The organism is Pseudomonas sp. GW821-FHT03C07 (genome assembly GCF_059420925.1).
The window spans coordinates 59,630-78,019 of record NZ_JBWKUQ010000005.1 but is presented as its reverse complement, the minus strand read 5'-3'; the positions used below and the strand labels follow the sequence as shown (position 1 = coordinate 78,019).

Annotated in this window: 13 protein-coding genes and 4 pseudogenes; 3 read left to right on the top strand and 14 right to left on the bottom strand. The window is 55.9% G+C overall.

The features are described 5' to 3' along the window. Positions 1–118: 118 nt before the first annotated feature. The 6 genes and pseudogenes from AC07VG_RS12020 to AC07VG_RS11995 form a co-directional block, all read right to left on the bottom strand. Positions 119–743, bottom strand: a pseudogene (locus AC07VG_RS12020) (IS630 family transposase); the annotation flags it as partial. Between the two features lie 75 nt (positions 744–818). Then, entirely contained in the window at positions 819–1,586 is a 768-nt protein-coding gene (locus tag AC07VG_RS12015) for a methyl-accepting chemotaxis protein (RefSeq protein WP_495021344.1), read from the bottom strand. A gap of 93 nt (positions 1,587–1,679) precedes the next feature. Next, a pseudogene (locus tag AC07VG_RS12010) lies at positions 1,680–2,765 on the bottom strand (cache domain-containing protein); the annotation flags it as partial. Positions 2,766–3,209: 444 nt separating this feature from the next. Further along, a complete protein-coding gene (locus AC07VG_RS12005; RefSeq protein WP_495021184.1) occupies positions 3,210–4,220 on the bottom strand; it encodes an asparaginase in 1,011 nt (336 codons plus the stop codon). Then, positions 4,220–4,954, bottom strand: a complete 735-nt coding sequence (locus tag AC07VG_RS12000) for an aspartate/glutamate racemase family protein (RefSeq protein WP_495021183.1) — start codon at positions 4,952–4,954, stop codon at positions 4,220–4,222. Before AC07VG_RS12000 ends, AC07VG_RS12005 begins: the two co-directional genes overlap by 1 nt. Continuing rightward, positions 4,951–6,432 carry an alanine/glycine:cation symporter family protein gene (locus AC07VG_RS11995; protein WP_495021343.1) on the bottom strand — a complete coding sequence of 494 codons (1,482 nt, stop codon included), beginning with the start codon at positions 6,430–6,432 and terminating at the stop codon, positions 4,951–4,953. The genes AC07VG_RS12000 and AC07VG_RS11995 overlap by 4 nt, the downstream gene beginning before the upstream one ends. 184 nt (positions 6,433–6,616) lie before the next feature. On the opposite strand from AC07VG_RS11995, the gene AC07VG_RS11990 reads away from it, so the two are divergent. After that, positions 6,617–7,426 carry a helix-turn-helix domain-containing protein gene (locus tag AC07VG_RS11990; protein WP_495021182.1) on the top strand — a complete coding sequence of 270 codons (810 nt, stop codon included), beginning with the start codon at positions 6,617–6,619 and terminating at the stop codon, positions 7,424–7,426. A 32-nt stretch (positions 7,427–7,458) separates the two neighbouring features. Then, positions 7,459–7,815, top strand: a pseudogene (locus AC07VG_RS11985) (GMC oxidoreductase); the annotation flags it as partial. Between the two features lie 45 nt (positions 7,816–7,860). Here AC07VG_RS11985 and AC07VG_RS11980 read toward each other — a convergent pair. Next, a pseudogene (locus AC07VG_RS11980) lies at positions 7,861–8,148 on the bottom strand (methyl-accepting chemotaxis protein); the annotation flags it as partial. A gap of 13 nt (positions 8,149–8,161) precedes the next feature. On the opposite strand from AC07VG_RS11980, the gene AC07VG_RS11975 reads away from it, so the two are divergent. Further along, entirely contained in the window at positions 8,162–8,494 is a 333-nt protein-coding gene (locus AC07VG_RS11975; RefSeq protein ID WP_495021181.1) for an AAA family ATPase, read from the top strand. Between the two features lie 413 nt (positions 8,495–8,907). On the opposite strand, the gene AC07VG_RS11970 is transcribed toward AC07VG_RS11975, so the two are convergent. The 7 genes from AC07VG_RS11970 to AC07VG_RS11940 form a co-directional block, all read right to left on the bottom strand. Then, on the bottom strand, positions 8,908–9,609 hold the full coding sequence (locus tag AC07VG_RS11970) for a hypothetical protein (RefSeq protein WP_495021180.1): 702 nt from the start codon (positions 9,607–9,609) through the stop codon (positions 8,908–8,910). Between the two features lie 78 nt (positions 9,610–9,687). Then, positions 9,688–11,493, bottom strand: coding sequence for a thiamine pyrophosphate-binding protein (locus AC07VG_RS11965; RefSeq protein ID WP_495021179.1), 1,806 nt, complete (start codon positions 11,491–11,493; stop codon positions 9,688–9,690). A 68-nt stretch (positions 11,494–11,561) separates the two neighbouring features. Continuing rightward, positions 11,562–13,139: a GMC oxidoreductase gene (locus tag AC07VG_RS11960; RefSeq protein WP_495021178.1), complete on the bottom strand. Its 1,578-nt coding sequence runs from the start codon at positions 13,137–13,139 to the stop codon at positions 11,562–11,564. Positions 13,140–13,326: 187 nt separating this feature from the next. Next, a complete protein-coding gene (locus AC07VG_RS11955; RefSeq protein ID WP_495021177.1) occupies positions 13,327–14,496 on the bottom strand; it encodes a Gfo/Idh/MocA family protein in 1,170 nt (389 codons plus the stop codon). Between the two features lie 66 nt (positions 14,497–14,562). Beyond that, positions 14,563–15,402 carry a sugar phosphate isomerase/epimerase family protein gene (locus AC07VG_RS11950; protein WP_495021176.1) on the bottom strand — a complete coding sequence of 280 codons (840 nt, stop codon included), beginning with the start codon at positions 15,400–15,402 and terminating at the stop codon, positions 14,563–14,565. Positions 15,403–15,568: 166 nt separating this feature from the next. Then, a complete protein-coding gene (locus AC07VG_RS11945) occupies positions 15,569–17,068 on the bottom strand; it encodes a CoA-acylating methylmalonate-semialdehyde dehydrogenase (protein ID WP_495021175.1) in 1,500 nt (499 codons plus the stop codon). Positions 17,069–17,141: 73 nt separating this feature from the next. Beyond that, positions 17,142–18,302, bottom strand: coding sequence for an iron-containing alcohol dehydrogenase (locus AC07VG_RS11940; protein ID WP_495021174.1), 1,161 nt, complete (start codon positions 18,300–18,302; stop codon positions 17,142–17,144). Positions 18,303–18,390 lie beyond the last annotated feature (88 nt).

The following is an 18,390-nucleotide window of genomic DNA, read 5'->3' as shown; positions in this document are numbered from 1 at the left end:
CGCTCATTCGAGCCTGAAGTTCAACAGACGGGTTAGCGCTCCTCACTCGATTGCCTGCCCCTTCCTCGGACCGAGAAAAGAAACTCAATGCAGTGTCCGACTCAGTTAAACCACTACAAACGGTGCCGTGGCGAATATAATCGTGCGAGTGCGTGCGGATATGCCCGATCCCTAAAGGCAGCCCTGGCGGGGTGCGCTCCAGGGCCTGAACCTGGCTTTTTTCATCGCAACAGAGCACCAATGCTTTATGCCGCGGATCCAGATACAGCCCAATGACGTCCCAGAATTCCTCTTCGAAATGCGGATCGTTGGACAGCTTGAAGGTACGTGTCAAGTGCGGTTTTAGGTCGTTGGCGGCCCATATGCGCTGGACGCTGGCCGGTGAGATGCCGGTGACTCGCGCCATGCTTCGGCAGCTCCAGCGAGGCTGGCCAATACGCGGTTGAACCACTTGCTCAAGCACTCGGGTCAGCGCCTCTGGCGGCAAAGAGGACTTACGTCCACGCCCTGGCTTGTCGATCAAACCCTCTAATCGCTGTTCTTGAAAACGTTGACACCAAAGAGTGACCGAGCGCCGAGAAAAATCCAACCAAGTGGGCTATTTCTACCCTCGAACAACCTTGAGCGGCCAACAGGATCACCCGGGCGCGACGACCGTCACGTTGACTGATGGTGGCAGACCTTGTGCGGCGGCTTAGTTCGGTGTGTTCTTCGGGACTCAGGACAATATCTTGGGCGCTCATCTGTTCGCCTCCAAGGGTGTGATGACCGAGAAAGCATAGCCAATTTTTCGGAGAGTTTATTTTAGAGACAGGACACTAGAACTTGAAGCGTCCGACCAAGCCCTTGAGTTGACCAGAAATATCCGTCAGACGGCCCGAACCGGTATGCGCCGAGCGCGCAAACTCTTCGACCAGCTGTGCATCGGCATGAATCTGCGCGATATGCCGGTTGATGTCTTCGGCCACCTGATGCTGTTCTTCTGCCGCAGTGGCAATCTGAGTGTTCTGGTCGCGAATCGAGTCTACCGAGCTACGGATTTTGTCGAAACTGTCGCGGGCCTGCTGGATACATTCAACACTGATTTGCGACACCTTCAGACTGCTCTGCATCTGCTGGGTCACTTCCTGGGTTCGCCGCGCAAGGTTGCCGAGCAGGCTGTCGATCTCGCCGGTTGAGTCGGCAGTCCGCCGTGCCAGGGCGCGTACCTCGTCAGCCACTACCGCAAACCCGCGGCCCTGATCACCGGCGCGGGCCGCTTCAATGGCGGCGTTGAGGGCCAACAGGTTGGTCTGTTCAGCGATCGAGCGAATGGTATCGAGAATGATGTTGATGTTCTTGCTGTCCTGTTCGAGCATCTGCATGGTCTGGGCCGACTGCTGCAGGGCATCGCTCAGTTTAAGGACGCTGCCCGTGGCTTCGCCGATGTGCTGTTGCCCGTCGTGCACCTCGCGGTAACCGGCGTCCGCGCTGGAAGCAGCATGACTGCAGGAACGGGCCACTTCGTTGGCGGTTGCGACCATCTCGTTGAAGGCGGTGCTCACCAACTCCACCGCTTCGCGCTGCCGCCCGGCTGCTTCATTCATGTTTTTAGCCACCAGGCTGGTGTCGGCAGCCGCATTTTGCAGGTCGGAAGAAGCGCTGCCGATTCGCCGCATCAGTTGAGTGATCATACCGAGGAACTGGTTAAACCAGCCCGCCAGGCTGGCTGTTTCGTCTTTGCCCTGCACTGTGAGTTCGCGTGTAAGGTCGCCTTCACCTTCGGCGATCTCCTGCAGGCCATCGGCAACGCCGCGAATCGGTCGCACGATCATGCTAGCGAAACTCGCGCCGACGATGGCGAAGATGACCGCCAACACGGCGGCAATCAGTGCGATCAACCCCGTCAGGCTCGTGGCCTGAGCCATCACCTCTTCGCGTTTGATCAGACCGATGAAGCGCCAGCCCAGGCTTCCGGAACTGACCACATTGACCATGTAAGGCACGCCATCGATCTCGATCTGGGTCACGCCGTCGCCGCTTTTGGCCAGTCCGGTATAGCCAGGACCCAGGTCGGCCAAAGGCTTGAAGTTGTGCTTGGCATCGCTGGGATCGACCAGAACGTTGCCATTGGCTTCGACCAGCATCAGGTATCCGCTATCGCCCAGCTTGATGTTTTTAACCACTTCAGTCAGTTGCTTGAGCGAGACGTCCACGCCGACTACGCCCACCGGGTTGCCGCTGGCATCGGCGATGGTTCGTACGGTGCCGACCAGTACCGCATCATCCGGCGCCCAGTAGTAAGCTGCTGTGCGGACGGTGGAACCTGGTGCGGCTGCCATGGCCGTTTTGTACCATGGACGCGCACGCGGGTCGTAGTTAGCCATTTTCGGGTCCTCGGGCCAACCCGCGAAGCTGCCGTCCTTCAGTCCCACGGAAATGTAGGCGGTGGTCGGATGGCTGGCGGCGAATCTATTGAAAATCTCCTGAAGCCGTTGATTGTTCTCAGGAGCAGGAATTTGTGCGGCGTCGGCACCGCTATAGTTTTTTAATCCCTTGACTGTGGCTATCCTAGGGTCCTTGGCGAAGTATTCGACGTTTTGACTGATGCCATCAAAGAACTGCTTTATACCGTTATCGATCTGGCGGATTTCACGGCCACTGCTATCAATAAAATTGACTTGTGCCGCGTTGCGCAGATTCAACACGACGAGCACCGCTACGAGAATCACCGGGAGGCAGGCGATGGCTGCGAACGCCCATGTCAGCTTCTGTTTGATGTTCATGACTTCTCCAGCGGGTATTTATAAATATTGGATTGGCGAAGCAGCGAGTTACCGGTGGGGGTCACGAGTTCGGAAGAGGCGCACGCCCATGTCTACATTCGTATGTAGGCAGAAGACGTATACACTGAGGCCAAATCGTTAGAGCGAACCAAGTATTTGATAATGAAAATCAAGATAGATTTCTCAATTTTTCGATAGCGCCGCGAAACATCGACAACGTGTGAGTGATCAAAGCGCTCAACCAGTTGGCAGATCTATGACGCACAATCAATTACCTATCGATGAAACATCTCGAGCTCCCAGCACGGCAGCTTGAAGGCGCCCGGCGATTGCGCATAATCCCGGAAAACGCTGATAAAAATCGAGCATTACGCATGATGTGAATAAAACCGACCTCGGCTCGTCAGTCAGTCGAGGTCGTAAATGGATGAGTTTGAAAAGAAATCAGCTTGATTCACCGCAAAGATCTATTTGGAAGAGTCTTCGAACTTCCGGGACCGGTAAACCCGAACCTAAAAGCATATGAAGTTTTCCATATGCAGCCTCTCGTGTCATGCCTGCTCCCGAAATGACACCAGCCTCATTTAGAGCGCTCCCTGCAGCATAACAGTCTAGCTCAACCCCCCCCTCATAACATTGCGTGATCGCAACGACCACTGCACCTTTTTCCTTTGCGAGGTGCAACACATTAATAAAATCACGATCCTCACTGGGCCCTGTACCACTGCCATAGCACTCCAATATCAATCCTTGTACGTTCAACGCTAAGAGCTCATGTAAGATCTCCGGCGCTATACCAGGATACATAGGCACTACTACCACCGATGCAATAGTCTTCGAAAAAGTGTATTCGAGCTTATCAGGCAGCAAACTAGAACCTGTACAAGGATCACTTTTCATTCTTGCCGGAGCAGCAAATGGATTACGCCCTGAACTACGAAGCTTAGTGCAGCGAGTCGAGACAAAAGATTCTCCATGAAAGTACAGCCAGACTCCCGGATTGATACCGCCAACTAATAACTTGAGGGCGCCATCAATATTTTCCCACGCATCGCTACCTTCTACTCCGACAGGAAACATTGACCCGGTAAAGACAACGGGGGCCTGCAGGCCGATCAATTGAAAAGCCAACGCTGCTGCGCTATAAGCCAGTGTATCGGTACCATGCAATACAAGAACAGCGTCACTTTGATCGACCGAAATCGCTTGAACAATTGCGTCACGAATATGCTGCCAATAGAGCGGCGTCATGCTAGAGCTGTCGATCACAGGTTCCAGTTCACGAAAATTAAACTCCGCTCCTAACTTATTCGCATCATCACCAAAGTGTTCAAGCAATACCTCTTCAAATCCACCGGCGGGTGCCAATCCCCTCTCGGTGTTTTTCATGCCTATTGTACCGCCAGTGTACAATATCATTATGCATTTTGCCTGGCTCAGGATCTTCGACTTCATCAGACGCACTCAACTTCTTCTATCCCAGAGTGATCCAGCATCGCCTCAACGACGAGTTGCGTTACGTCTAATAGATGCTTATCGGTCGAAATGTCCGAAATGAGTGGAAGCTCAGTACAGGCCAAAATCACGGTATCCGCCTGAATGCGGGCTAACAATTCTCTGAATCGCGGTCGAAGACTCTCGTCTTGAGAACCAAGCATTTTAATATCATAAATCAACTGGTGTAATTCTTGGGTGTCTGGTACGGGCTCAAGGTCTATAACATCTGCCAATGATCTATAGGGTGACCACGACCCAAGCTCGGCCACTGGGCGAGAACCTAATAGGCAGGCATTGCTAATCCCTGCCCTCTGAAAATATCCCTGTAGCACGTCATTGAAGGATATGAATTTGCTTTGCAAATCCAAACCACTAATTCTATCGGCAAATAAATTCAGAGTATTGCAGGCAATACTGAAAGCACTGACCCGCCCATCCAACTGATAAATATCATCGCGTAATGCCGACCACACCTGGCGCTCGGTTAACTCCAACTCCATGGACAAACCAAGCTCTGGATCAGAAACTATGACGACCGACGTAGCGTCCAAGTCGCCCCTGAATGCAGAGCCCATACGACGCCGATTTTCTTGGAGTAACTTAGCCCACATATCCATACCCGCCTCCGGGCCTGAACCTGTAATAATGCCAAGCTTAGGTTTTTCCACGTAGCTTCTATTACTGATCGTCATTTAATCTTACCCATTGCCATAGCCAAAGTGCGAGATTTATCTTTCACCTGCTGAGTAGCCCCAACCGCTGCGGGTACTGGCGACCCAATATCGTTGGGCCAGGCATTCAAATCCAGGTCGAGATCATCAAATTTGCTCGAATCAAATACCGGTACGGCAATACCCATCGAACGCTGGCTATCGTAATCATTGAGCACACGCAGACAAACTTTGAACAGCAATACCATTGCAGTGAGATTGACCAAAGCGGCCAGCGTCATGGTTATGTCTGCAAAAGCGAATACCGCACTTAGATTCTCCACTCCGCCCCAAAAAATCAGCACAAGAACAAGCCCGCGAAATACAACTATAGCTTTCTTATTCTCACCCAGCAGATAGCGCAGGCTATTCTCACCGAGGTAGTAGTTATAAAGTATTGAAGTAAAAACGAATAGCGCTAGGGCAACACTAATAAACATGCGCCCCCAATCACCTACCACAGCCGCGAGAGAGTTTTGAGCGAGTACCAGTCCATCCCCCTCAAATCCCGGAGAATAAATACCCGAAAGTAGAATAAGCAACGCAGTGCAAGTGCAGATGACGAACGTATCCAAGAACACGCTGAATGCTTGAACAACGCCCTGAGCAACTGGGTGCTTCACCTGAGCTACAGCAGCGACATTTGGCGCACTGCCTAGACCTGCTTCGTTTGCAAAAACACCTCGTTTTACACCCATTACTATTGCGGTTCCAATCACCCCAGCGAAGGTTTGATCCAAACCGAACGCGCTTTTGACAATGGTCAACAACATGAGAGGCACATGATCAAACTGTACAACTATCACGTATATAGTGATAGCTACATAGGTCAAAGTCTTTATAGGAACTAGCAGATCAGCGACCCGCGCAATTCGCTTGATACCACCAACAAACACCGCTCCCAGCAAGACAGCCAAAACAAATCCGGTGTAGTCAACGTTTAGGCCAAAAGCATTATTTAATGAGTGCGTAACCGCATGAGATTGAACCGCATTGAAAGCGAAACTGAATGTTACCAGGATAAAAACGGCCATAATCATACCGAGCCATCGTTTGCCCAAGCCATATTGTATGTAATAGGATGGCCCGCCGCGGTACATACCTTCGGAATCACGGCGCTTATAAAGCTGAGCCAGCGTACACTCAAAGAAGCTACTGGACATTCCGATGAATGCGGCCACCCACATCCAAAAAACTGCGCCAGGGCCACCGAGCGTAATCGCTACCCCCACTCCAGCAATATTTCCCGCCCCGACTCGACCGGCAAGACTTAGCATCAATGCTTGAAATGAGCTGAGGTGTCCAACGCTGCTGCCGAGACTACCTTTAAATACGGCGAACATATGCAAGAAGTGTCGCACTTGGACGAACCGCGAGCGGATCGTGAAATAGCCTCCAAGCCCAACGACAAGCAATATGAGTAATTTTCCTGATAGAAAATCGTTGATTAATTCAAGCATAGGAGTGTCCTCGCTAATTATTTTTGGTAGAGAACCCAAGGGGAGCTGGAGCGCATTATGCTTCCGGCCTTCGACTAGCATGTTGGCCAAAGGGCTTGATGACTTCAATTTCGCTGCTTGCTTGAAAATGGCGCTACATGATGCGATACTAGCGCCAAATAGCGCCATCCTGGAGAGCGGAATCATGAGTGACTCCTTACCAGTAAACTTGCAGTTATTGTGCAAGCACTACACTTCAATTGCTGATGTTTGCCGCCGCCTGAATATTAATAGAGCACAATTCAACAAGTACTTAAATGGGAAAAGCTCCCCATCTCCGTACAACCTGAAACGAATTTGTGATTTCTTTGGTGTGGAAGAGCTTGAAATAAATTTACCTACCGAAAAATTCAGAGAGATAATCGCTGCAGACAATTCGAGAAAATCGTCAGAAGGTAAAACTGCGGCGCAAAAAATATTTGACCACTTACAAAAACACTCTTCCGATGATATCGGAGAGTACGTAGGCTATTATCACGAATATTATCACTCAATGTCATCGCCAGGACATTATCTTTGCTCATTGATTTACCTTAGAGCAGAGGCGGGAAGCTATATTTATAATCGCAACGAAAGACTTCAGAACTTTAGCATTAAAAGCGATGACGATGATCGTTATTCCTACTACGGCGTGGCATACAGCTTAAAGGGACGCTTCTTCCTTGTAGACTATGAGACCCTTACTTCAAATGAAGTAACTCAAACAATAATCGTACCCAGTTATAAAAGCCGCGTCACACGACTTAACGGATTGAAAATAGGCGTTTCATCTGGAGATCAGCGCACCCCAGCTTGCTCCAGGGTAGTGTGGGACTATTTAGGGAAAGAGATTAATCGCATTGAAGCATATAAGCGTGTACGTCTTTATCGCCCTGACGACGAGGCTATAGATGCCGACCTTCGTAAGCGACTAGCAGAAACTGTAGTCGTAGATGGGTTATTTAAAATGAGCTGAATCTTATTAGAACATCTCACAACACAGCTGTTCCGTTCGATGTGGAGTGCATGGTTCAAGCGACCGAGTTCGGTCGAGGCATCATGTCCCAGAGCGCGATGGCCGGCCATATTCTGCGCGAACACGTACCCGCTGAGCCATTGCACACCCGTGACGACTATCTGAAATTCGTGCGTCAACAGGCGCACGCTGCGCTGCACCCGGTAGGCACCTGCAAAATGGGCGCGGACGATACGGCAGTAGTGGACACCGATTTGCGGGTACACGGCATCGACGGCCTGCGTATCGCCGACAACTCCATCGCACCGAGCTTGTGTTCCAGCAACACCAACGCGCTGGCGATCATGATCGGCGAGAAAGCGGCTGATCACATTCAGCGCGCTCACTAGTATGGCGACCCTCCTGAGGTTTGCTCCTCAGAAGGTCGACACCCGCTAGACCCTGAAGTTGTTCATCAGCACCTGTTGCTGGTTCGCAAGGTCATTCAAGGAGAGGCTGATCCGTGCCGATTGATCCGCCTGCTCCACCAATGCGCCCGTTACGTCCCTGATGGCCGAGACATTACGGTTCACCTCTTCGGTCACTGCACTCTGCTCTTCGGCCGCACTGGCGATTTGCAGGTTCATGTCCGTCATGATCTCGATGTTCTGGCTGACATTGGCCAGTGCATCGACGGCCTCAAGCACCTGCGCGGCGCTGGCATCTGCCTGACGGTGCTGAGTCTCCTACTCGTCCTTGAGCTCGGGTGAACAGAACATCAACCAGCTGCTGCTGAGTATTATCACCACAGCTGAACGAGGCACAGTATTTCTGGTAGACGAGCCGGAGATCAGCCTGCACCTGAAATGGCAGCAAACGCTACCAAGGGTTTTTCATCTGCTTTCTCGGCGGTTTGGTTGCTCTTTCGTGGTAGCCACCCACGCGCCCACCCTCATCACCAATGCCAACAATAGAGGCAGACACAGCTTCATGCTGAATCTGGGAAAGTTGCCGGAGCTGAGCGAGAGGGAACGTTATTCAGTCGAATCGATCATCTTGGGATGGGTTCGGCACTTACACCCCGCATAACCGCGCGGTACACGAAGCCTGTGCGCGTATTGTGGCAAAGACCATGGAATCTAAAGACACACACCAAACTGATCACTCTTCTCCGCTGGCAGAGCTCGATGGGTTGCTCGAAAAAATGAAGATCCCCCGTGGCGCATACGTCCCGCCAGGCCAGCAAGAAGACATCGACTTGATCAAGAAAGCCTACTCGGCAGTGCAGCTGCTATTGCTTGATCAGGAGGCGGCAGACAACACTGCGAGCGAGGTAATCGATGTCAGACTGCCCCTGGCGTGCGCTAGGCAATCCCCTGGATTGAAATGTGTAACGTGGCTGATATTTGCGACCGGCCGCTCCTACAAAGGGTTTACATTTCCGTGTAGGAACGAACAGTCCGGTGCTCTGGTTATCCGCGAAAAGAACGCTGCAAAAAGAATCAAGCCGTGGGATGAAACTCGATCGCCAACCAGATGGCATCCGAGTCAGACCAGTAGCGGTGCCATGGATAGGTCGGTTTTCCATCGGTCTGCACATGGGTAAACGGATCATGGGTATAACCCGGCGCCATGCTGATCTGTTCGTATAGGGTTGAGTCATCACGCTCCAGGAATTTTTGAATGCGCCCCGTCCCGTGAATCTGAGTGTGAATTTCAAGGAACGGATGCTCGTTGTGCAGGTAGCAGTCGGTATTCGCTGATGCCCACCACAAATTGAGGCGAATGCCGTACTCACGCAGGTCAGTCACCTCCTTGCGCTGATTGGCAAAGGCAAACGGATCGAGCATGACGCTGCCGATTTCGTCGTACCGGGAAATGTACAGTGGCGTGGTGCGCGGAAACTTGGCAAAGCGATTGCCGAACCAGTCCCACTCACCCAACACCAAGCCCCCGAGATTGACCTCACTGCGAACCCTGAAGATCGCGACGCGGCTCGCCTCGATAATCACGGCATTGAACAACCAGGTGGATTTCCAGCCTGGGACCACGCTGGGAATCGGCCCGCCAATGTGCATGGGCGCGTGGTCCAGATTCACGACTACCCCGCCAGACACGACAAAGTCCTTCACATTCTCGACGAGGTAGCATTCCACGAACTCGTCGGAAAACTGCAGTTCACGTTTTTGGTTACTCGCTGACATGGCCCTCTCCTGCCTGGGAATTTTCTGACTCAACGAGTCATGCCGCCACGAAAGGCGGCATAATTCAATGAGCCGCTATCAGAAACCGCGCTTTTCGACGTAGTCGTCACGCAGGTCGCCCAGGTAAGCCGGCACGGTGATGTCCCACCAGCCGGTCGGGTGCATGTTGCTCCATGGGCGTTCAAGGGAGGTGATTGCCTCGATGACGTATGGACGGCCCGATGCCAGCGCACGCTCCACCGCCGCGCCGATCTGCAGTGGGTCGGTCACGCGTTCCGATGCGGCGCCCAGCGACTTGGCGAAGTCGGCAATGTGAGCTTCCCACGAGGCACCGTCCGGGGTGCGGAAATCGGTGATCATTTCCCGGTCTTCGCCGAACATGTTCAACTGCAGGTTGCGAATGGCCGCCCAACCGCCGTTGTTCATGATCAGGAAAATGGCCGGCACGCCCATCATCACCGCCGTGGCAAGTTCCTGGCCTGTCTGCAGAAAAGCACCGTCGCCGCAGATAGCCACCACTGGCTGACTCGGGGCACCCATCTTGGCGCCAATGGCCGCCGGCACCGCGAAGCCGATTCCCGAGAAGCCGCCTGGGGTAATGTGCTGCTTGGGGCCGTACACCGGGAATTCGTTGAACACCTGGTTCTGCGGGTTGCTCGAGTCAGTGACCACGATGGTGTTGCGTGGCAGTACCTTGCGCGCTTCGAACAGCACCTGAGACACAGTCATCGGTGATTCATTGCAGGTACGCAGCGGATGGAGGTGCTCTTCCCACTTGGCTTTGAGGGTTTGCAGCCGCTGGAACATCGGCGACTGGGAATAGTCGCGAGCTGGGGACTGAGCACGCAACTGCGCCAGCAGCGCGGTCAGGATCGGCCCGGCGTCGCCGACGATCCCTACTTCGGCCGGGTAGTTTTTGCCGATCTCAAAGCCGTCGATGTCGATCTGAATCAGCTTGGTTTTCGGGATATCGAAGGTCACGCCCGGACGGTAGGACGAGGTGATGCGGTCGCTGAAGCGGCAACCGATGGCTAGGATTACATCTGCTTCCCGGGTCATGGCGTTGCCTGGGATCGAGCCCAGGTCACCGCATGGCCAGGCATACAGAGGGTGGTCTTCGGGAATCGAGCCTTTGCCCATGAACGAGGTCGTGACGGCCGCACCCACATGCTCGGCGATCGCGACGAGTTCGGCACTGGCATTGGCAGCGATCACGCCGCCACCGGCCATGATCACCGGACGCTCGGCCGACAGCAACAGCTCGACGGCGCGGGTGATGTCGGCCGGGTCACCATGCAGGCGACCATGGGACCGGTGGGTCTGCGGGGCAGGCAATGCCACCTCTGCGTACTCGGCTTGCAGGTCTTGCGGCAGATTGATCAGCGCCGGGCCACGACGACCTTCAAGCATCACATTGAAGGCCTGGGTCATAACACTTGGCAGTTGCTCGACATGGCTCGGTTGCCACCAACGCTTCACCACAGGCTCGGCCATGCGCGGAAAGTTGTCGCCGTGGGGGCGGTCCAGCTCCTGCAGCACGCCCTTGCCCATCATGTAGGTGTGTACGCCACCACTGATCACCAGTTGCGGAATCGAGTCGGCGAATGCGGTAGCGATGCCGGTCAGGGTGTTCGTGGCGCCAGGGCCGATGGAGGCACAGACTGCGGCGATCTGCCCGCTGGCCCGATAGAAGCCGTCGGCCATGTGCGAAGCGCCTTGCTCATGCATCGCGGGGACGAGGGTGATCTCGTCCTTGCGATCGACGAATGCATCGAGCAATGCGGTGTTGCCGTGGCCCGGAATACCGAAGACATAAGGCACTTTTTCGCGGATCAGGTACTCGACCACGATCTGCCCGCCCGTCATTTTTTTTGTATCAGCCATGTCCTGCTCCGTTTGTTCTGTAATGGGATGGGATGGGATGGTGTGCATTGCCACGCAGATCGCGGCCTTCAAGTTCGAGACAGCCCTGTCGAGTCAACCAATGTCGTCCGTATCACCGTATTGGTTCTTTTCACCGCGGCGATACCGAAGTCTTGCTCCAGAATGTGGTCTGCCGCGCGCAGTGCCTGCGCAGCAATCGTGAGGGCCGGGTTCACGGCAGCCGAGGACGGCATGAATGAGGCGTCGATCACGAAAAGGTTGCAATGGTCGTGGCTGCGGCAGAACGTATCCAATGCACTGGTGCGCGGATCGGTGCCGAACTTTACGGTGCCGCACTGGTGCGACGTGGAATGCTTGAGCAGCGGCTTGGTCAGCACGATCGGATAGCCGCTGGCACGCAGTAGCGCCGCGAGCTTTTTGACTAACACCCGATGCGGCGCCAGGTTGTTACGACGGATCGCCAACTGAATCTTGCCGTCCTTGAGCACCACTCGGCTCTGCGGGTCAGGTAGGTCTTCAGAAAAGGCAATCCAGTCGATGCTGTGACGAGCCATGCTCGAGCCCACCGCCTTGGGCAGGAACGGCACGTTGGCAGACAGCATTCCGCCTTGAAGCTTACCGAGCATTTGCGCGTGCCCCAGCGGAAATGGGTAATCCGGCGCACCGAAGTAGAACTCGTTCATCGCCAGGGTTTTCTGAAAGGTGGTGGTGTTTTCGCCCATGGAAAGCCCCATCAACGCCGTCTGGTTATGGGCCATGTAATTGCGCCCCACCACGTCGGAACTGTTGGCCACCCCGTTCGGCGCCGCATCGCAGGCCGAGCGCAACAACAACGCCGCACTATTGACTGCCCCACAGGCGACAACGATCAGTTTCGCGGTGAGGATCTCGGTCTTGCCGGCACTCTCCACCTCCACCCCGCTGACCGTTTTGCCGTCAGCCGAGAGGATCAAGCGTTTGACCAGAGTCTGGGTGCGCAATGTGACGCACCCGGTGGCCAAAGCAGGCCTCACCAGTGCGGTTTCGGCCTCCAACTTCGCGCTGACCTTGCACGGGAAACCATCGCAAGTTTTGCAGAGGATGCAGCGGCCTTTGCTGGAGTAATTGATGGCCAGAGGCAAGGCAGAAGTGCGCGCGCCCAGTCGGCTCATCGTCGCCCCCATCCGCGCAACGATCGGCTCGCTGGCCACTCGCGGGAATGGATACGCATTGCTGCGCCAAGGGGCCGAGGGGTCATCGGTGTCGTCGCCGTGCACCTCAAAGATCGCTTCGGCTTCGGCGTAATAGGGCTCAAGTTGCCCATAGGAAATCGGCCAGGCTGGAGAAACCCCGGCTTCATGGTGCAACGCCTCGAAATCACGTTCGCGCAGTCGGATCATCGAGGCGCCATAGAACTTGGTGCAGCCACCTACGTTGTAGTAGATGCTGGGGCGAAACGCCGTGCCGCTCGCATCCAGCCAAGAGTCATGTGCGGTGTATTTTTTGTCGAAGAACACTGAAGCGACGCTCCAGTTTTGGTCTTCCTGAGGCACCCAGTCACCGCGTTCGAGCATGAGCACGTTCACGCCGTTCTCAGCGAGACGACGGGCCGTGGCCCCACCGCCTACTCCGCTGCCGATGACAATGACTTCGGGTAATTGCTTCATCTACGCATTCGCCTCTTTATCGCCTTAAAAGCCAGGCTGGGTCTCAAGTGCAACGTGTGGGCACCCAACGCAGCCGCCGGGTGCCATTAAAGTATTTGCCTTTGGCCGCTTTCACTCAATTTCGCAATCCAGACAAAGCCGACGCACACTGACGCACTGCATGACATTAAGGGCGCAGGCGCACCGATCAGACTTGCGGGAAAGGCACCCAGCCACGCCTGCGATTGGACTCCACACACGCCTGCGACAACGCCACACCCCGCGCGCCCTCCTGAATATCGGGAATCGGCACAACGGTTGCGCTGCGCCAGGCAGACCCTGCCTCCAGCGCCTGGGCGAAATCGGCGTAAAGCACCGCCAGCGCTTCCAGATAGCCCTCCGAGTTGCCGGCGGGCAGGCTGGTGAACACCAGCGTCTGGGCACAATTGTCGGACTGCCCACGCCGATAGATCCGCTCCGCTTCGCCTGTGGGCGTGAAGCGCAGGGTCTCAGGCGCCTCCTGGCACCATTCGATCGAGGCTTTGCTGCCGATAACCTTGAATCGCAGGCCATTTCGGTGGCCGGGCGCCGCCAGGCTTGCCCACAACAAACCATCCACGCCGCCTTCGAACTCCAGTTGCACCACGTTGGTATCGTCCATTGCCCAACCCGGTACGGTACTGGTCAGCTTGGCGTTAACCCCGGTGCAACGTCGCCCCGAAAGGAACTCAAGCATGTTGAAGGCATGGGTACCCACATCGCCTAGCGCAGCAGTAGGGCCCGCCTTGGCCGGCTCGCCGCGCCAGGCCAGGCTTTTTCCGAGGTGCTCGACACCTGGCGCTAGCCACTCCAGCAGATATTCGACATACAGGAAGCGGATCTCGCCCAGCTCCCCACCCTGGATACGGCTGCGCGCGTCCCGAACCATGGGATAACCCAGGTAGGTGTAGGTCATGGCCAGGAAGGTATCGCGCTGCCGGGCGATCCTCAGCAGTTCAAGCGCCTCGTCCAGGCTGTTGACCAGGGGTTTGTCACAGATGACCGGTATGCCCGCCTCAAGGAACAGGCGGCACGGCTCAAAGTGCAAAAAGTTGGGCGTGACAATGACCACCGCTTCAATGGGGTCAGGACGCGCTTTCTCGCCGAGCGCCATGAGTTCAAACGTCGAGTAGATCCGGGTAGCATCCACCCCCAGCGCCTCGCCCGCTTCACGCCCTGTGGCCGGATCAGAAGAGAATGCGCCGGCGACGATTTCGAAACGATCGCACAGGCGCATGGCCGCTCGGTGGTAACTGGCAAAAAAAGCGCCTTTGCCACCACCGACCATGCCGACCTTGAGTTTTCTCTTTGCAGGAATATCGCCCGTCAAAATTGCCATGTTGAAACACCTCGTGAGTGAGGCCGATATCGGCCCTTGATTGTTATTGCAGGGCCGCCTTACTGCTCACGTCTCACCTGCCCAGACGGAATCAAAGAACGCCCGACACTTTTTCAGGTTCTGCAGCGGGTCCGCGTGCCATACCTCTTCACTAAACACTTCGACATCAAAGAACCCGCGGTATCCGCTTTGATGCAGCTTGGTCAATATGGACTTGAGCGGCAGCACACCCTCCCCCGGCAACAGGCGATCATCGTGGTAGCGCGTTGGCTCTCGCCAATCCGAAAAATGCACCAGGGCGATTCGTGAGGCCGTTTCTTCGATGCGCCTGTCCAGTTCCGGCTCATGGCACAGATGCCAGACATCGAACAGAATGCCGACCGAATTGCTATCGACAACCGTCACGATCCGCTCTGCATCGACCAGTGTGTTGAGATAATCCAGATAGGGTTCATGCACGGGCTCCAGCGCCAGGGTCACACCCCGTTGCCGCGCTTCTTCGCCCAGGCGTACCAGCACGTCGATGGTTGCCTCGTCCTGCTGCTCGCGGGTACGACCTTCGTGATTGCCCGGCACCACGCCCATCACGCCCACGCCGAGAGTCGCGCAATCATCCAGCGCGCCACGCAACAGGTCGAAAACCTGTCGGTTCTGCTCCCTCCCCGCCGTCAGCATGCACGGCAGACCGACCATGCTCACCGCCGCAAGCGGTGTATCCCTCAGCACCTTTGCGCCCTGGGCTGCCCCACAGGCCTTTATCTTGTCCCACCACAGGCTGATTCCGTTCATGCCGGCTTCGGAACAGACCCGAACGTCCTCCTCGAAGGACAAGTAACGGGTAGTGATCCCGCAAACGGAAAGTGCTCGTGCAGGCGAACCCTTCACCGCCTTGATGATATGAGGCATGTGCTTGTCGACCCTGTTGTGCTGTTATTTCGCAGGTATCGACCACCCTGCACGCTTCGCCAGGCCAGCATTTTTTTTCGTGCTTCCTTCAAACTTGCAGTCGCCCGCGACACCCAAAAGAGCCACTGCCCTAAGCAGGGACAGTGGCTCGGTTGCACGCCTGCGATTACTTCATCGTGGGCATCGAAAACTCGGCACCTTCGCGAATATTGGCCGAAGGCCAGCGCTGAGTGATGGTCTTGCGGCGGGTGTAAAAGCGCACTCCATCGGGGCCATAGGCATGCAAGTCGCCAAACAGCGAGCGCTTCCAGCCACCGAAGCTGTGAGAAGCCACCGGCACGGGCAATGGCACGTTGATCCCGACCATTCCCACCTGGATATGATCACTGAAATATCGCGCAGCCTCGCCGTCACGGGTGTAGATGCAAGTACCGTTGCCGTATTCGTGGTCATTGATCAACTTCATGGCTTCGCCCATGGTGGCAACACGAATGACTTGCAGCACCGGGCCAAAGATTTCGGCTTGATAACTCTCCATCTCGGGAGTGACCCTGTCGATCAACGTGGCCCCCACGAAGAAGCCGTTCTCATAGCCCGCAACCCTGGCATCACGGCCGTCCACTACCAAGCGCGCGCCCTGGCGTTCGGCGCTGGTGATGTAACCGACGACCTTGTCCTTGTGCTGGCGAGTGATCAAGGGGCCGAAATCATTGCTACGCTCGCTGTGCACGCCGAACGTGAGACCGCTGATCGCCGCCTGCAGTTTTTCGACCAGCGCGTCGGCCACCGCATCACCCACCGCAACCGCGACGGACAATGCCATGCAGCGTTCGCCGGAGGAGCCGAATGCCGCTCCCAACAGCGAATTCACCGCGTTGTCCAGATCGGCATCGGGCAACACGATCGCGTGGTTCTTGGCACCACCCAACGCCTGACAGCGCTTGCCGTTGGCTGTGGCGGTGCGGTAGATGTACTCGGCAATCGGTGTCGAGCCGACAAAACTGACTGCCTGAATCCGTGGGTCATGCAGCAGTGTATCGACTGCTTCCTTGTCGCCATTGACCACGCTCAGGACGCCGGCTGGCAACCCCGCCTCGTACAGCAGCTCGGCGATGAACAGGGTCGCGCTTGGATCACGCTCGGAAGGTTTGAGGACGAAGCAGTTCCCGCAGACCAGCGCCATGGGGATCATCCACATCGGCACCATCACAGGGAAGTTGAACGGCGTGATACCGGCCACCACACCAAGTGGCTGAAATTCGCTCCACGAATCGATATTGGGGCCCACGTTACGGCTGTGCTCGCCCTTGAGCAATTCAGGGGCACCACAGGCGTACTCGACGTTTTCAATGCCGCGTTGCAGTTCACCCGCCGCGTCATGACAGATCTTGCCGTGCTCTTCACCGATGAGTTGGCAGATGCGCTCGGCGTTTTGCTCCAGCAGTTCCTTGAAGCGGAACATGATGCGGGCACGTTTGGCCGGCGGGGTATCGCGCCAGTCCGGGAACGCGTCCTGTGCAGCGGTGATGGCGGCCTCGACCGTGGCCTTGTCGGCCAGGCTAACGCGCTTTTCAGCCTGGCCGGTCGCCGGATTGAACACCTCCTGGGAACGGCCCGGAAGGTTCACGTACTCACCGTTGATCAAGTGTCCGATGGTGGTGCTCATATCTACTCTCCAAAAATCGTGGTGCCCTGCTGTAGGGCTGAAATACCGGTAAGGGGCGGGTGAACGACAGGGGTTATTGCCAGAGCGAGGTGTACAGTTCGATCACTTCATCGGCGCTCGGCACGCGCGGGTTGTTACCCGGCGAGCCCGAAGCCAGTGCCTGTTGCGCCATGACCGCCATGGATTGCTCGAAGCGTTCACGGTCAACGCCGAACTGACGCAACGTGGGTACGGCCAGCTCGTCATTCACGGTCTCAAGAAAAGCGATCAGCTTTTCATTGGCCAGCGCATCGCTGTCCGCTGCATTGGCAGAACCGATAGCACGAGCACAGTCGGCGTAACGCTCGACGGCGGCCGGAATCGACCAGGCCGTCACGGCTGGCAGCAGCATGGCGTTGGACAAACCATGGGGAACATGGAAGAACGCCCCGATGGGCCGGCTCATGCCATGCACCAGTGCCACCGATGCATTGGAAAAGGCGATACCCGCCAGCGTGGCGCCGATCATCATGGCTTCGCGAGCAACCTGGTCCTGACCATCACGGTAGACGCGGCGCAGGTTCGGCCCAATCAGGTTCATGGCCGCCAACGCCTGAGTGTCGCTGTATGGGTTGGCCTTGCGGCTGATATAGGCTTCGATGGCATGAGTGAGCGCATCGATGCCGGTATCCGCAGTCGTGCGCGCAGGCAGGCTGAGGGTCAGCTTGAAGTCGATCAGTGCCGCCACCGGCATAAAGCCAATCCCGGCGCACAGGAGTTTTTCATCGTTGGTTTCATCGGTAATGATCGTGAAACGCGTCACCTCCGAACCGGTACCGGCCGTGGTGGGTATGGCAATGATCGGAAGTCCGGCTTCATTGACCTGGCGCGGAAAGCGGTAATCACGAATGTTCCCACCGTGCTTACCGAGGATGGCAATGGCCTTGGCGCTATCGATGGGGCTGCCGCCGCCCAGGGCGACAATCGAATCGAAGCTGCCGTCGCGCACACGCGCCACCCCGGCCTGAATCGACTGAGCCGTCGGCTCCGGCACGGTGTCGTCGAACACTTCACAGACAATATTGCGCTCGGCCAGCACCGCGACCAGTCGCTCAGCCTGCCCCAATTTGACCATGACCTTATCCGTGACGATCAACGGGCGGCTGCACCCCAGCGTCGCCAGTACGTCGGGCAGTTTTCGGCTGGCGTCGGCGCCGATTTCCATGATGCGGGGAAGAATGGCTTGTACAGACATCAGAGCACCTCAAGAGCGTTAAGGCTGATTATTTTCATATAACGAGACAAAATGTATCGTTATATGAAAATAAAGTCGACTGAAAGCA

Excerpts from the sequence above, each read along its gene's own strand:
- AC07VG_RS12015 (WP_495021344.1), bottom strand. The coding sequence starts at position 1,586 with ATGAATGAAGCAGCCGGGCGGCAGCGCGAAGCGGTGGAGTTGGTGAGC.
- AC07VG_RS12005 (WP_495021184.1), bottom strand. The coding sequence starts at position 4,220 with ATGAAGTCGAAGATCCTGAGCCAGGCAAAATGCATAATGATATTGTAC.
- AC07VG_RS12000 (WP_495021183.1), bottom strand. The coding sequence starts at position 4,954 with ATGACGATCAGTAATAGAAGCTACGTGGAAAAACCTAAGCTTGGCATT.
- AC07VG_RS11995 (WP_495021343.1), bottom strand. The coding sequence starts at position 6,432 with ATGCTTGAATTAATCAACGATTTTCTATCAGGAAAATTACTCATATTG.
- AC07VG_RS11990 (WP_495021182.1), top strand. The coding sequence starts at position 6,617 with ATGAGTGACTCCTTACCAGTAAACTTGCAGTTATTGTGCAAGCACTAC.
- AC07VG_RS11970 (WP_495021180.1), bottom strand. The coding sequence starts at position 9,609 with ATGTCAGCGAGTAACCAAAAACGTGAACTGCAGTTTTCCGACGAGTTC.
- AC07VG_RS11965 (WP_495021179.1), bottom strand. The coding sequence starts at position 11,493 with ATGGCTGATACAAAAAAAATGACGGGCGGGCAGATCGTGGTCGAGTAC.
- AC07VG_RS11960 (WP_495021178.1), bottom strand. The coding sequence starts at position 13,139 with ATGAAGCAATTACCCGAAGTCATTGTCATCGGCAGCGGAGTAGGCGGT.
- AC07VG_RS11955 (WP_495021177.1), bottom strand. The coding sequence starts at position 14,496 with ATGGCAATTTTGACGGGCGATATTCCTGCAAAGAGAAAACTCAAGGTC.
- AC07VG_RS11950 (WP_495021176.1), bottom strand. The coding sequence starts at position 15,402 with ATGCCTCATATCATCAAGGCGGTGAAGGGTTCGCCTGCACGAGCACTT.
- AC07VG_RS11945 (WP_495021175.1), bottom strand. The coding sequence starts at position 17,068 with ATGAGCACCACCATCGGACACTTGATCAACGGTGAGTACGTGAACCTT.
- AC07VG_RS11940 (WP_495021174.1), bottom strand. The coding sequence starts at position 18,302 with ATGTCTGTACAAGCCATTCTTCCCCGCATCATGGAAATCGGCGCCGAC.